Here is a 14,272-nt window from a genome sequence, read left to right on the forward strand (position 1 = left end):
CTCACTGTGCGCGGCTGGCGCCGGGTCCGGTGACGGTTGGCCGCTGCAGCAAGCTTGGCGCGACCGGCGAGTTGCCTCCGGGGTTCGATTCGGTGGCGGTACCCGGAGCGGACTTAGTTGGCAAGTTCGGCGGCGGCTTCAGTGGTGCATAGGCGTCGCGGATCTGGCGCTGCATGTGGTCGATCAGCCATTGGCCGTTGTCGACCTGCACGTACACGTAACCCTGGTCGTACAGGTCACCGTCCGCGTCTTCCCAAGGCTTGATCCACAGGCGCAGGACGCCGGCCTGCGAGCGCAAGGGGCTGGGCGTCACGCCGGGACCGGCATCGCCGGCGGTTGCGGGAGATGCGGCGCGCGTCGCCGTTTGGGGCGCCCGCTCGTCGGATTCCTCTTGGCGGGCGGCGGAGGTGCGCTGCGCCCGCTGGTTGGGCAGGTTGTGATGCAGGGCATTGGCATAGGTGCCAGACACCGAATCGCAGGCGACCCCTTCGGGCGCCTTGCAGGCGTACTTCGAGTCGCCACCCAGTCCCGACATGTTCATGCAGGCACCCAGGGGGAGGAGCAGGCAGGCCGTGGCGATGCGCAGGATGAGGGTCTTCATGGCTGCCGCTCCGGGATGCCGGCCTGGGCGAGTCGCGCCTTCAGCACCGTGCGCCCGACGAAGCCTTCGGTACGCGTGCCATCTGCCCAGACCAGGGTGGGCGTGCCTTGCAAGCCGAGGCGGCGGGCCAACTCCAGGTTGCGGGCGATGGGGTGGTCGCAGGTGGCGCCGGGACTGAGGAGCGTCTCGTCGCTCCGGAGCATCAGGCGCTCCCAGGCCTGCTCACGATCGGCCGCGCACCACACCGCGATCGGTTTGGTCTCGCCCTGGAAGGGCATGAGGAAGGTGTAGACGGTGACGTTGTCGAGGCTCGCCAACTCCGGCTCCAACTGCTGGCAGTAGGGGCAGTTGGGATCGCTGAAGACGGCGAGCCGGCGCTCGCCCTTGCCGCGCACCGTCTTGATCGCATCGGCCAGCGGCAACTGGTCGAAGGCAATCGGCGGGATTGGCGTTTGCACGTCGGCAGAGTCTGCCGGGCTACCGGTGCGCGCCGCCTGCGCCAGCTTCGGGCCGGTGAGGTCCTGCAGGGTCTCGGTGTCGAACAGCCGGCCGAACAGGAAATAGCGCGGGGCGCTCGCCGAGACGTAGGCGACGTTGCCGTCCATCCAGACCTCAAAAAGGCCGGCCACCGGGGAGCGCGTGACCTCGGTGAAGCGCGTGCCGGGATGGGCCTTCTGCAAGGCGGCCAGGAGGCGCGATTCGTCGGACGTCGCGGCGTGCGCCGGCGGGAATGCGCCCGCGAACGCTGTGACCAGCGCGATCGCCGCGAGGCGGCCGCGCACGGCTTCAGTAGTTGCCATCGTCGGAGGTCTCCAGGTAGCGGGTTTCGGGAGAGGCGGGGAAGCGCGATGCCGGGGCGGTATTCGCGGCCATCGGCACGTCGATGCGCACGCCCTTGGTGATCTCCACGTCGATCTCGCGGCCGGCATCGACCTCGATGACCGGGAAGGTGTTCTCGGCGAGCTTGATGTAGTACTGGGCCAGGCGGTCCAGCGCCTTGCCGACCCCGGTGCCGAGGCCGGCACGGTAGGCTTCGGCGCCGGTGGCACTGGCGACAGTGCCCAGCGCCGAGGTGCTGTATTCAGTTGACGAGGTCGCGAGGCCCTGGCCGATGCCGCTCACTACGCCAGCCAGCAGCGCATTGGCGAGCATCTGGCCCTGCTTGGTGACCAGGCGCCCGCGCATGCCGACCTTGCCGTCCTCGCCGTAGACGCTGCCCTGGATCTTCACTTCCAGCGTGGCGCCGTCGGCCCGCACGCAGGACAGGCTCTCGGTGCGCAGATAGGCGCGCTCGGAGCTGATGTCACCGTAGCCGGCCGCGATCACGAAGCACTCGCGGTATTCGCCGCGGAAGCGATTCGGTAGCACGCTGTTGTCCGAGAGGCGGATCAGCACCGGGTGGGGGTTGGCCTGGGACTGGCCTCCGGTGGGCGCATCGAGCCCGCCCAACAAGGTGCCGCGTGTGAAACTCACCGGCAGAAAGGTGGAAAGGGTAGGTGGGGTCCGCGCCCCGGCGCCCGACGCCAGGGCCGTTTCTGTGTTCGATGCCGGTCTGGAACCAGTGTTGGCCCGGGATCGATCGCCCAGGGAGATGCGGGTGATCGTGGGTATGGCCGGCGCGATCGCGGGTGGGGGCAGGTTCCCCGGGACGCCGGGAGGCATCGCGCCCGCCGATATTGCCTTGGGCGGCGGCGCCGGCGGCATGGAGGTCGGCGGATCTACCGGCTTCGGCGGGGCCGGTGTGGCGGCGGCCTGTTGGGCCGAGGTGAGCCGCTGTTCCAACTCCGCGAAGCGCTGCAGTGTCTTCGCCTCGAAGGCCTGGCGGTCCTTGTTTAGCCGTGCTTGCTCCTCGCGCTCGGCTTCGTACTGAGCGAGCTTGCGTCCTGCCGTGCCGACCCATTGGTCCACCGGGTTGACCTGGCCGCCGGGCGGCATGACGCCGATGTTGGTGACGGTGCCGGGTTGCCCGGCGGCGGTGCGGGCCTCGCCGTTCCTGGCGCTGGAGCCGGTGACGGCGAAGATCAGCCAGAGGATGCCGACGCCGCCGGCGACGATGGCCCCCAGCATCGCGTACTGGCGCTGCTTGGGCGACAGGCGTTCCAACAGTGCGCGTAGGGCGTGGGCGGGTTGGCGCGGCGCGTTCATCGCCCACCTCCGCGCCGGATCACGTAGACGCTGGTGCTCTCGCCGGGGCGCAGGTTGTGGTGCTCGATGGCGATGCCGGCGACCTCGCCGCCGTCTCGGTCGAACTCCTGCTCCGCCACCACCATGGGTTCGGTGCCGACGTTCTGCAGCAGGAACTTCTCGCCGATGAGACCGCGCCCCTCGTACTGGCGTACCAAGGAGAAGCGCACTTCGGTCCACAGCTGGATCGCGCGGTGCGCTTCTTCCACCTGGATGTCCGCCGGCACACGGTCCGAGGCCATCGCCACCAGCAGGGCCTTCATCGCCCGGATGGGATTCGGCGACGGCCCGGCCGCTGCTTGAGTCGCCCCCGTCACCCTGAACGCCTTGGGCGTCTTGTCGCGAATGACGATGGTATCGGCCGGCGTGTCGGCGCGGCGCAGCAGCAGGGTGTAGGTGGCGCCGGCCGACGAGACGAACAGGTTGATCGGCTTGGCCGAGTCGCCCACGGGGCGGATGTAGATTTCGCCCTTGTCGCGGTCGCACTCCAGCACGATCTCGCCGCCCGGATTGATCACCGGCAGGCCGGCCCCCGGGCGCCGTCGCCCCCGGGCTCGCGGGCAGCGCCGGAGACGGGCCGCAGTTGCTCGACAGAATGTTGCCGAACACGTCGGTGATTGGCGCGTGCTCGATGCGGATGCGCGTCGGCTCCTTGATCGAGAGGATGGCTTCGACCGAAACGCCGTCGCTGGCCTCGACGAGTTGCAGGGCATGGGCGGGCGCTGCCAGGATGACCGCGGCGACCGTGGCAATCGCCGACAACGCCTGTCCGATGCGCTGCCGCGGCAGCGGTGCCGTGGCTAGACTACTTGCTGATCTATTTGCTCGCATAGGGCACCTCCTTGAAGGCTTTCAGGTGCATGCGCGCGCCGGCGTAGCTGAACTCGATCAGGTAGGCCTTGAGCTCGTTCGCCGTCTCGAAGCCATTGACCAGGGTGCGCAGGCGCCCGCGGATGACGACGCTCTGCGCCGCTTCGCTGGGGACAAGTTGCTGGGGCGCGAACACGGTGGCGGCGTTGATGCGCTTCAGGCGCTCGGCTTCCACTTCCTGCCGAGTCTTGAGCGGGCCGTACTGCTCGGGCTCGACGTAGCCCAAGAGGACGTCCTTCTTCCAGTCGATCGACGCCGGAGTCACGTCGAGGATCAGCCAGGCGATGAAGCTGCCCATCTGCTCGAGATATTCGTGGCTGGCCTGGTCGCGGGTGACCCAGAAGGTCTGGGTGAGGGCGGGCGGCACGACGATCGTGCGTACCGTCCCCAACAGGTTGAGGATGACCACCAGGGCGAGGATCTGGCCGGCAGCCAGCACGCCGACCGCCAGGCCGAGCCCGCGATTGCGGCGCCGCATCTCCTTGATGTCGCCGTTGAGCCGTTCGAAGTCCATGGGCGTTCTCCCGGCCTCAACCGACCATGCGGCGCAGGTGCGAGGGCGGGGTCGCACGCATCGCGGTCAGGGGAATCGCGGGCAGATGCCAGTACAACCAGTGGATGGCATAGGCCGGGTGCTTGTCCGCCTTCAGCCGTGAGATCCAGCGCGAGAGGAAGATGCCCGTCGCCAGGCAGATGGCGAAGGACATCCTCGTGCCGGACAGGTAGCCGACGAAGAACATGAGAACGACCGGCGCCGCGACATCGACGTCCCAGAAGCCGATCTTCCACTGGTCGTCCAGACGACGGGGAATGTAGGTGTCGGTGCGCATGCCGGTTTCCCAGTGCTCGAGGCAGGCGTCAGACCACCACGCCCATGATCGCGCCGGCGATTACCAGGCCGACGGCGGCGAAGATGGCGAGGCCGACGTAGAACAGAACGGGACCGAAGTTGCGCAGCGCGGAGAGGGAAATCAGCGCGACGACGAAGCCGATGAAGCCGACCAGCGCCTTGATTCCCGGCCCCAGATCGGCGAGTTGGGTCAGGGCCGAGGTGAGCGGGCCGGTGATGCCGGTGAAGGCGACCAAGTCCAGGGCGTAGCCGGGGAAGGCGGCGCAGAGGCCGAGCACGATCGTCGCGAGCAGCATCGCGACGGTCATCGGCTTGCGCGGGGAAACGCGGGGGGAAGCGACGAGCACTGCAGTGTTCATGAAAACCTCCGGGAATGGATTGAGCGTTGAACGGGGGTAGGGGAGACGGGTGGGCGTGTGGATGCGCCTGCGGGTGGGAGCGTGATGGCTCGACGGGTGAACGAGTTCGAGATCGGCGAACGACCGGCACGAGGTCATGGCTGGTCCTCCTCGTTCATCTGGAAGACCACCTCGACCCGGCGGTTCTGGGCGCGGCCGGCCAGGGTGTCGTTGGGGGCGATGAAGCAGCACGCGCCACGGGCGCGTAGGGTCAGCGTCGCGGCTAGCGCCGGATGCGTCCTGCGAAGGTGGTCGCGAACGGCGAGGGCGCGCGCCAGGGCGAGGTCCTGGTTGAACGCTAGGGGCCCCGTGCTATCGGTACGGCCGATGATCGTGATGCGGCGCACTCGCAATAGGTCGTCCATGGCCGCATTCAGCTGGGAACGCGCGGCGCGGCTCAGCTTCGCGCTGCCCAGGGCGAACTGCACAATGACCGTACGCGAGGACGGCGCCGTCGTCGCAGGAGCGGGCTGCACGGGGGCGGGCGCGACGGGTTCGGCCGGGGCGGGCGACGCGGCAGGGTCGATCGACTGCCTGGGCGCTTCGGCGGCCAGGGTCTTGGGCGTGCGCGTGGGGCAGGCCGGGGGCACGCACTGCGCGAACACAGCGTCGCGGCCGAAATCGAGTTGGGCCAACCGTGCGGGTTCTGTCGGGTGCCGTCCGGTTGTGGAATCGAGCGGCTCCTGCGCGCGGAACAGGCTGCACGACGCTGCAAGGGCCGTGCAGCAGCCGACAACGGCGAGCCAACCGGCGCGACGCATAACGCGAGCCATCATGGCGAGACCCTCACCGACATCAGGGCGGAGGTCGCCGCCGTCGATACCGTCAGCGAACCCGAGCGTGCGCCGCGTTGCCGAGACAACTGGCGGTACACCCGCCAGGCGTACTTGGCGCGGGCCTCGATGCAGTCCTTGCCCTTTAGTTGCGAGCAGGCCGCGTTGTAGGCGCCGACGGCATCCCACGTCGCGCCTCGCCGCGAAAAACTGTCCGCGAGCAACCAGGCGCCGACATGGATGTTGGTGCAGGGCACGAAGAGATCGGCTTCGCGGATACCGTGACGGGACAGGGTCCGCAGATGGCCGCTGTTGATCTGCATGAGCCCGATGTCGTAGGACCCGGTGCGCCGGAGGTGCGAGCGGTTGACCGCCCGGGGATTGAGGTTCGACTCGACCCGGGCAATGGCATAGAGCAGGTCGGCCGAGACGCCGTAACGCTGGGCAGCCTCCTCCCAACAGGCCTGCGCCCCAGTCGACGCGAACGCCAGGACGGCAAACGCAGCCAGGGCAGCAAGACGCGGCAGTCGACGCATGAATCACCTCTCCAATCGAAACCGGAACGACCCGCCGGGAAGCGGGCAGCGAGGTCTGGGCCGTCGGCGGTTCGCAGACGGTCAGGGTCGGGTTCGGGTCGGTCCGGCGTTTAGCCGGGCGAGGTGAGCGAGCGGGTCGGGATGCCGATCAGGGACAGCAGTTGAGCCGAGGAAAGCCTTAGCCGGGCGGTGCCTCCCGCCCGCGATGGGATCGTTTAGCCATGTTGCGGCGCGCCTGCCGCAGGACGGCGGCTCCCGAGCCATCCTCTATCCGGCACAGGGCGACGCAGGCAGTGGTCAGTTGGTCGAGTTGGAACTTGGGGTTGGGGTGCCGATTGGCAGGTGAGCGCTGCAGCGCCAGCAGCAACTGGTACTGCGGCCGCCACATCGATTCGCGGCGGCGCGGCGTTTGGGGCTGACGAAGAACCAACTCGGTTCCGAGAAACCGGAAGATACGCGCAGGGGCATCGTGATGCTCGAAGACCAACGAGACGCAGGCGCTGATCAGATCGGGTAGACGGAATGTCGGCGACACATTGTCTTCGCTGCGCAGGAGGCGGTAGAGCCAGTCGTGTTCCTCGAGCCACAAGCGCGTCTCTATGACATCGTGAGCTTCGCTCTTCTCTGCGGGCGATGCGATGTTGTCTGGATCAGTCGTTGGCGTGGCGGTGAACATGCTGCTTACCTCGAATCCGTCGTGGTACGTCTCATATGAGTACGTAGCGAAGGGTAGGCAGTTGGAGCTGTTGCGTCTCCTCGGAATGAAGGCCTTATCAGGGGGCTTTCGCCGTCAGCGCACTGCCGTAGTCCCCGAAATCGCAAAGGTCATAAGCCATATGCTTGGCTACAGACTCTCCTGATCCACGAACCGCTCATGCTGGCGCAGCGCTGGCAAGAGAACTGCGTCGGCATAGCGACAGCCCGTCTGGCCGGGATCAGTCTGGCCGGATTTCTTCGCCTCATCGGGTGCATGGGATTCACCCAAGTAGAGGCGGTCGAGGAGGGCGTCGTAACCGGGCTTCCAAGCTTGCGCCTCAGGGAACACTACGCGCAGTTCCTTGAGGATATCCATGCCGGCAAAATCCAGATCTCCCCAGAAGTGGATAGCTCGGTCGGTACTGGCCGAGTACAGCCACACAAGGAACTTTCCCGGCAGTTCGACATTGCTGGTCAAGACGCGCGGGGCAAAATAGACGGAGCTGCCGCCCGGGCTGCGGAGTCGCCGCGCGCTGGCCTTGTAGCCTGAGGCGAAAACGAGGATGAAGTCGCGAGCCGCATCCAGGCGGCCTGACGCCAGGGACTCGAATGTTGCGGCGTTCTCGACGAACAGAATCGGTGCATCGGCATCGTCGGTGAGAGCGGAAACGAGCAGCTGCACCGGCTTGTCGGGGAAAGGGCAAATGGGTTGCCCAAGCAATAGGGCGATGGCCTCCTGCTGGCCATTGAGGATCTTCGACAGACCCCAGAACTGGCGGCTGGCCACTTCGTGCAGCATGAGACCCGAGTCGGACAAAGCAGCAAGCGCCGCAAACCGCTCTAATACGTCGTCGGCCGAGCGCTGGATGATGCTGATGGGTCGGGAGAGTAGTCGGGCTCCCAACTCTCCTTCGCCGAACCGGGTCAATACCGCTTGTCGCCACTGCTCCATCCAGCGAGACGTGACGCTCGGGTAGCGCTTCGTCGCTTCGCGAAGGAAGGCCTCGCCGTCCGGCGAGACGATGATTTTCGGCCGCCTTTCCCAGATATCGAGGTCGAGGCGGCTCTTTCGCTGGTCGAGTCTTAGCTCAAATCCCCGTTGTCCCACGACAGTTTCCAGCGCCTGCCAGACAAAGGTGCGTTCCCTTGGATGGTCGATGGCGAAGAACTCTGGCCAGTTGTGCGGGTTCAACGGGAAGACGAGATCCCGGGACCGCTCTGGAAAAGGCCTTGCTTCGATGCGGTCGACCAGAGCATTGAGCAGGGCCGCCAGTGCCGGCTCGCGGACTCCAACGAACGACTCGGTATTCATGTCTGCAGTCCGGTGGCGACCTGCTGTCGCGCTTCCTGCAGCAGGAATTCCTGCTCTGCCTCCAGTTTCACTTCGTCGCGGCGTTTTGCCCAAAGTGTGCGCAGGTAGTCGGTCTTGAGCGCCGAGCTGTCCACCTCGGTAACTTTGTCCAGTTCTCCGGCCAAGCCTTCCACCTTCATCAAGGAGAAACGGTGCTCGAAGGTAAACAAATCCAGCAACGGGCCGGAAGCGCGGGATGGCATGGCGACGATCAACTGCAGGCCGAGGTTCTCGTTGAGATAACGCATGACGGCGGCTGTACGAGCTTCGTCCATCTTGTCGAAAGCCTCGTCGATCATCATGAGTCTGAGGCTGGCCGATTTCTCGAACTGGCGGAAGGCCTGGGCCAATACGGCCGCACGCACCAAATAGGCCGGAGTCATGAGCTCGCCGCCGGAGAAGGTTGCCATCTTGGCGAGGGAGGCTTCGCGCCCGTCCTCCGAGTATTTGCGGATGTCGTAGTGGCGGTAACTGCGATAGTCGGCGATGTCCCTCAGGCGCCGCAACGCATACTCGCGGTTGGGGTCGAGGAGCAAGTTCTTGATCTCATCCAGGGCTACGGCACCGTCTCCGGACAGCACGCCTTCAGCCGCGGAGAACAAATCCACCGGCGTCTGCGTTTCGGCCAGCCGATTGAGTTCCTGGAACAGGTCGTAATACTTCTTGTACTCCTTGACCATCTGACCGTATTCGATCTCGAACCGGTCCTCGCCGAAGGCAAGGCGTTTAAGTTTCTCGTTCAGCCGCTTGAGCGGCTGAATGCCCTGTTCCACGGCGGTGCGCACGGCCAGGGCGAAGTGAGTGCTAAAAGTGTTGTTGAAGTTCTTCTCGGCGTCCTGCAATTCGCGCGCATTGTTCAGAATGCGTACCTGCTCGAGGCGATCGAGCATCGCCACGATTTGTCGACGAGATTCCGGAATACCGCCATAGGCCTGCCACTCGTATTCCGCTTCCGAGGAGTGGCGGGGCTGGTAGCTCACCCTTTCGTCGAGGGAGGCGGCGAGCCGATTGTGCTCCTCGATCTGCCGTTCGAACGCCTCGCGACGTTCACGGTACAAGCCGGTCTGCTGACGACGCCGCCCGTCGAACTGTTCGGCCGTCTGGTCCGCCACAGCCTCTTGAGCGCGGTGCTCCAGTTGGGCCGGTGCGAACCGAGGATTGAGGCGGACCAGTTCCACCATGCGCAGCCTTACGCGCCTGATGCCGTCTGCCCGCAGGTCCAGTTCGCCTTCGGCCTCGGCAATGCTTGCGTCCAAGCCCTTGGCGCGGCCTGCTGCCTCGCCCGCGGCGCGTTCCGCTCGGCCCTTGAGGTCCAGGTGCCCGTCAAAAAGGCGTTGCGCTCGTGCCAACCGCCGCTCCAGGGTTTTGATACCCGAGTCGTCGAGGCTTGCGCGCTCGGCGGCCAGGCTGTTCAAGAGACGCTGCGTCTCGGCCAGGGCATCCAACTGAGGCGCAATGGGGGAACAATTGAGCTTGCGCAAACGCTCGCCCCAACCGGCCAGCTCGGCAGCTTTCGTCTTGAGTCTGCCCATCTCACGCGTCTTCTCTTCGATGTCCCGGCCGAGCCTTACCGCCCGCTTGCGCCGCGCCTCGGCGCCGAAGGCCAGGTCTCCATCCTCCATCCAGCACGTGAACATCTTGAAGCCGCCCGAGGCCATGCCGTCCACCGTCAGGCCCTGGGGCACTCGACGCAAAGCCTCCGCATCGCGGACCTTGACGTAGCGGCCGTAGCTCGCAATGAGGTAGGCCCTTGCTGTTTCGTCGGTGATGACGAGCTCATGGAGAATGGAATCGGCCGGCAGCGCTTGATTTGCGGCGCGCTGCCTGGCCAGCTCCCCTTGCATCACTGATGCGGCGATGCCGCGCAGCTCATGGCGCACCGCGTGAATGGCACGTGCTTCGAAATCCGCCTCGACCAGGATGAGGAAACGGTTGCCGCCCAGCAGCCCTTCGATAGCGTTCTGCCAGCGCGAGCCTTCACGGGGCTGGACCAGATTGCACAGCACCCGCGGTCGGGCGCCAGGGTACTTCGACTCAAGGAACGTGACGGCGGCCTCCACGGCGTCGGGCACGTCCATCCTTCCGTCCTCCAGCCCCTGCCGGCGCTTGGCAAGGCCCTCGATCTCCTCTTGCAGGGCCTGGGCCTTGTCCTGCTGGCGGCCCTGTTCTCGCGTCACCGATGCATAGAGGCCATCGGGGCCGTGAACTCGCTCCATCAACGGCGTCAATTCGGCATCCAGATCTGCAAGCCGATCCCGTGGCAGAAGGCTAAGCTCGACTACCCCCGAGGCGAGCTGTGTTGCCAGTTGCTTGACTGCTGCCCGAGCATTGGCGATGTCGATCCGGGCGAGGTCCAGCACAAGGCGATCGACCGCCGCCTTGTAAGCTGACTCCTCCTGGTTGGGCTGCGTGGCCAAGACAGCCAACTCACTCAGGACGTTGCGCACGCCTTGCAGTGCACCGAGCAGTTCGGCTGCGATGCCTGACCGGTTGTCCCTTTCAGTCTCGATCCTGTGGTCGATCCGCGCGCGCTCCTGAGCCACCGGATTGCCGTTGAGCCGGCCTTGGGCAGCGGCGAGCAGATGCGTGGCCCGCTCCAATGCCTTGCCGTGCCGCTCCGCGAGCACCTTTTCCCTCTCGGCATCGGCATGGGCTTGCCGCCTGGTCTGCTGCAACCCTTCAATCTTCCGCTCGACATCGAATTTGCGGCGCAGAGCTTCGCCCAACTCGGCTTCGAGGGCTTCCTCGAATGCGGCGAGGAAAGCATCGGCATGCTCCTTGAGTTTTTCAAGTCGCTGCTGGGAAGCCTGCAAATCCGTGGCGATCTTGCGCAGACGCTGCACGTTCTGCATGAGCGACGCGATATGCCCGATCTGCTCGGAAAAGTCGGGCTCCGCCAATACCTGCTCGCGGATCAGCTCGTCCACCGAACCGACGGTCTTTCGGGCAATGGACTGGACGAAGGCACGGGCAGCAGCCTCCGCCTCGCGCGGACCGACCAGAGTCTTGCCTCCACCGCGGAATTCCGCATAGAGCTTGCACAGGTAATCCTCGATGCTGTTCTCGAAGAACAGCACCTTCGGATAGCGCTGACGCAGGCGTACATAGATCTCTTCGACCGGCACCGCAACGATGGAAGCGCCTTTTCGCGAGGCGATGAAATCCGCCTCGGACAACCGGCTTCCTGGCAGGACAAGGTACTGTTTGCGGCTTACCTCGGCATTACGGCCCTGTTCCCGGCTGCAGGAAACCTCCGCTTCCACAGCGACCACAGCGGTAAACGCTTCTGCCACTTCGTCGGGCTCAGGTGAAAAAACGGCAGCGACATAGGTGTGGGAGCCAAACGGTCGAGCACACAGGTTATCCCGCATGCCGATCGCGTAGGTGGCCAGGGTGCGCCTCACCTTGCCGCCGGCACGCCCGCCTGCGCCCACTTCATCCTGGGCAGAGTTGAACACGTTGATGTGCTGCTTGCCGCCGGTCATGATCAACTGGATCGCATCCTGAAAAGAGGATTTGCCCACCCCGGTGGATCCAGACAGCAGCGTGGCATTGCCGAAGGGATATTCGCTGGAAACCACGAAACCCCAGTTTATGAGGATAAGCTTCTCAAGCTTCATCGCCTGTCTCCTCGGGCATTGGTGCCGGCTTCTGTGCCTGCGAGAGCAGGGCGTCGACGGCGGAATCCGCGACGAACTGCAGGACCGTTCCCCGAACAGCGATGAGGGCATCGGCGTCTTCTACCTGCGGGTCGGCCCGATAGTCGATCAGGCGCGCCCGCTTCAAGTCGGCGAAGAGCTTTTCCCGAGCAGTCTTCGGCGGCAGCGAGCGACGCATGTGCGCGGTCAGGGTGGCGTTCAGGTGTTCCACGGTCACCAGCGCCTCATTGCGCTCGTTGATCGAACCTTGCCGCAGGCCTTCGTTATAAAGCAGCCGCAGGGCGAGGCAGGTCGCGACGAAATCGGCGGATAGCCTGGCCCGTACAGCCTCAACCACGACTGCATCGTCCTCGTCGGGCAGACCAGGGGCGCGGGCGCCGGGCGGGTAGAGCCGGAAGTAGTTCTGGTGCCGCTCATGGAAGAGACGAAACCCTGCCGCCTCGAAGTAATCGTTGAGCAGGCCTTCAATACGGACGGCATCGTCGTAAAGCTGCCGCTCGATTGCACTGTCCTCCCGGTGCAGGATGGAGAGCCCCAGCAGACGGCCGGCGATCTGCCGGAAAGACTCGGGCCGCACCCCGCGCGCCTTCAACTCGGCGCCGACCAGCTGTCCAATCGTGGTTTCATCCATGGCCGACATGCCTCTTCCTGATCGCGTAGTCCGTACCCGACATAATCGGGTTCTCCAGCGGTTCGCCCTCCCGCCGCTCCACCTCCAGGCTTTCGCTGCTTCGGGCCGCCTCGACCGCACGCAGCAGGGACAAGGCCTGGATGGCGTCCTCCACCGGCAGTTCCGACAAGCGAAGCTGATCCTTCCCGTTCATATGGCCGAGGAGATAGTTCACGACGTCATGCTGCGACAACGAGAAGGCACGTTCCTCGGCCTGCCGCAGGAACTGCCTCAGGCGCTCCTCCCGCGTGATCTCGGGAACGATGCTGATGGTCTGGGCCCGGGTGCGTTCCGCGGCGGTCTTCATCCGAATCGTCGCTGGGTCATATAGCGCCACGGCAACGGGCGACAGCGCTGCACCCTGGGTTTCCAGCCAGGCAGTTTGCCCTTCCCGCGACATTCCGCCGATGGAACGGATCAGACTGGAAAGGGCGGCGTTGGCCCCATTTACATCCATGAAGAGGCTCTGGGACAGCAATACCACGTGGCGGCGGATGTAGCTTTCCATGGCCCGGAATAGCTCCGGCTGCTTTGTCCGGCAGGCCGCGGTCACCATGTCCTCGATCCGCTCCAAGAGCCAGCCCAGCACACCGCCGCTGGGGGCGGCCTGCGCCACCCATGGCGCGTGGAGGGTCAGCTCGGCGTCGATGGCCTGAATCTCGGCTGCCGTCAGCTCATGCAGCCGATCGATCAGGGCGGCGATGTCCAGGCGATGACGCTCGGCGTTGTCATACACCAGACGGGGAGAGAACTCGTCCCGGAAGCGACGTTCCACGAACTCGACGAAGGAATCCCAGTTGCCCTGAGCATGAGCGTCCAGAAGGATCTTGCGAGCCAGCTCATAGAACAACTCGATGTCCTCGGACAGATCGGTGATCACCCGATCGGCGTACTCGTAGGCGTCCAGTAGATCTTCCACATCGCGGCGTTCGATGAAGGCGCCGAGGGCGTTCTTGCACGAACGCATGTTGCGCTGACGGGTTCGCTCGCGAGGGCGGTCAGCCAGGGTCAGGGCTTGGGCGAAAATCTTGCCGGTGCGGGTGAAGCGGTAGGCCGTGACCAGACGGACACGGTCTTCGGCGGTTTCCAGCCAGCCGTCGGCCACGAGCTGGCGAATGAAGGCGCTCGCCATCTTCTGGTCGTCGGCCAGATCGGCGGGCGCAAATCCCTCTTCGCCTGCATCGTCATCCGGCTCGGTTCGAGCACCGTCCGTCTGGATCGTCTGCACGAACAAGTCGCGCAGTTCCTCTCGCCCGAGGATTGAGCGGTAGTCGGCGTGAGACCCGTAAAGCCGCTGGTAGAAGGCACGAATGCAGGCGGCGATGAGCCGGCGCTTCTTGAGTGTCAGCGGACGGAAGAACTGCGCGTGCCCGGAAGTGAACATAAGCTATCCGTGCCGCAGAGCCGCTGCTTGTCGTTGGCCGTCGTGTGGGCCACGCCTACATTGCAGCATCCCATCCTGTATCCGTAGATCGAACCTGTCCTTCAGGCCTTGGTCGGCCTGGCAGATGAACGGATGCGCCCCAAGTTTCTTGTCGCTCACGTGGTCTCCATGATGTGACACACCGCAACCCTACGCTAGCGGAGGCTCACGGCGTGAGCCTCCGAACCGGCCAATCACGCCGCACCTCAGCACAAACCCGATCTTATCCCATCAAACCCAAGCGAAGCCAAATCAGTTTGG

Annotated in this window: 14 protein-coding genes; all 14 read right to left on the minus strand. The window is 65.2% G+C overall.

The window, feature by feature from the left end; genetic code table 11:
* Window position 1 precedes the first annotated feature (1 nt).
* The 14 genes from traV to C7389_RS04265 all read right to left on the minus strand — a co-directional run bounded on the left by traV (window position 2) and on the right by C7389_RS04265 (window position 13,972).
* Window positions 2–601, minus strand: coding sequence for a type IV conjugative transfer system lipoprotein TraV (gene traV / locus C7389_RS04200; protein ID WP_133588667.1), 600 nt, complete (start codon window positions 599–601; stop codon window positions 2–4).
* Window positions 598–1,401, minus strand: a complete 804-nt coding sequence (locus C7389_RS04205) for a DsbC family protein (RefSeq protein WP_133588669.1) — start codon at window positions 1,399–1,401, stop codon at window positions 598–600. Before C7389_RS04205 ends, traV begins: the two co-directional genes overlap by 4 nt.
* On the minus strand, window positions 1,388–2,746 hold the full coding sequence (locus tag C7389_RS04210; RefSeq protein WP_133588671.1) for a TraB/TrbI/VirB10 family type IV secretion system protein: 1,359 nt from the start codon (window positions 2,744–2,746) through the stop codon (window positions 1,388–1,390). Before C7389_RS04210 ends, C7389_RS04205 begins: the two co-directional genes overlap by 14 nt.
* Complete coding sequence (locus C7389_RS25340) at window positions 2,743–3,303, minus strand: type-F conjugative transfer system secretin TraK (protein ID WP_246034627.1); 561 nt, start codon at window positions 3,301–3,303, stop codon at window positions 2,743–2,745. Before C7389_RS25340 ends, C7389_RS04210 begins: the two co-directional genes overlap by 4 nt.
* Before the next feature lie 299 nt (window positions 3,304–3,602).
* Window positions 3,603–4,169, minus strand: coding sequence for a type IV conjugative transfer system protein TraE (gene traE / locus C7389_RS04220; protein WP_133588673.1), 567 nt, complete (start codon window positions 4,167–4,169; stop codon window positions 3,603–3,605).
* A 16-nt stretch (window positions 4,170–4,185) separates the two neighbouring features.
* Window positions 4,186–4,485: a type IV conjugative transfer system protein TraL gene (gene traL, locus C7389_RS04225; protein WP_133588675.1), complete on the minus strand. Its 300-nt coding sequence runs from the start codon at window positions 4,483–4,485 to the stop codon at window positions 4,186–4,188.
* Window positions 4,486–4,513: 28 nt separating this feature from the next.
* Window positions 4,514–4,864 carry a hypothetical protein gene (locus C7389_RS04230; RefSeq protein ID WP_133588677.1) on the minus strand — a complete coding sequence of 117 codons (351 nt, stop codon included), beginning with the start codon at window positions 4,862–4,864 and terminating at the stop codon, window positions 4,514–4,516.
* 134 nt (window positions 4,865–4,998) lie between these two features.
* On the minus strand, window positions 4,999–5,679 hold the full coding sequence (locus C7389_RS04235) for an OmpA family protein (RefSeq protein WP_133588679.1): 681 nt from the start codon (window positions 5,677–5,679) through the stop codon (window positions 4,999–5,001).
* Window positions 5,676–6,212 (minus strand): lytic transglycosylase domain-containing protein, encoded by a 537-nt coding sequence (locus tag C7389_RS04240; protein ID WP_133588681.1) that lies wholly within the window; start codon window positions 6,210–6,212, stop codon window positions 5,676–5,678. Before C7389_RS04240 ends, C7389_RS04235 begins: the two co-directional genes overlap by 4 nt.
* Window positions 6,213–6,390: 178 nt before the next feature.
* The gene (locus C7389_RS04245) at window positions 6,391–6,888 is read right to left on the minus strand and encodes a hypothetical protein (RefSeq protein ID WP_133588683.1); all 498 of its coding nucleotides are present in this window, start codon (window positions 6,886–6,888) and stop codon (window positions 6,391–6,393) included.
* Window positions 6,889–7,056: 168 nt separating this feature from the next.
* Window positions 7,057–8,220 (minus strand): Wadjet anti-phage system protein JetD domain-containing protein, encoded by a 1,164-nt coding sequence (locus C7389_RS04250; protein ID WP_133588685.1) that lies wholly within the window; start codon window positions 8,218–8,220, stop codon window positions 7,057–7,059.
* Window positions 8,217–11,879, minus strand: coding sequence for an SbcC/MukB-like Walker B domain-containing protein (locus C7389_RS04255; RefSeq protein WP_133588688.1), 3,663 nt, complete (start codon window positions 11,877–11,879; stop codon window positions 8,217–8,219). Before C7389_RS04255 ends, C7389_RS04250 begins: the two co-directional genes overlap by 4 nt.
* Window positions 11,869–12,549, minus strand: a complete 681-nt coding sequence (locus tag C7389_RS04260) for a DUF4194 domain-containing protein (RefSeq protein WP_133588690.1) — start codon at window positions 12,547–12,549, stop codon at window positions 11,869–11,871. Before C7389_RS04260 ends, C7389_RS04255 begins: the two co-directional genes overlap by 11 nt.
* The gene (locus tag C7389_RS04265; protein ID WP_133588692.1) at window positions 12,542–13,972 is read right to left on the minus strand and encodes a Wadjet anti-phage system protein JetA family protein; all 1,431 of its coding nucleotides are present in this window, start codon (window positions 13,970–13,972) and stop codon (window positions 12,542–12,544) included. Before C7389_RS04265 ends, C7389_RS04260 begins: the two co-directional genes overlap by 8 nt.
* Between the last annotated feature and the right edge of the window lie 300 nt (window positions 13,973–14,272).

This window comes from Azoarcus indigens (genome assembly GCF_004361735.1).
Lineage (GTDB): Bacteria > Pseudomonadota > Gammaproteobacteria > Burkholderiales > Rhodocyclaceae > Azoarcus > Azoarcus indigens.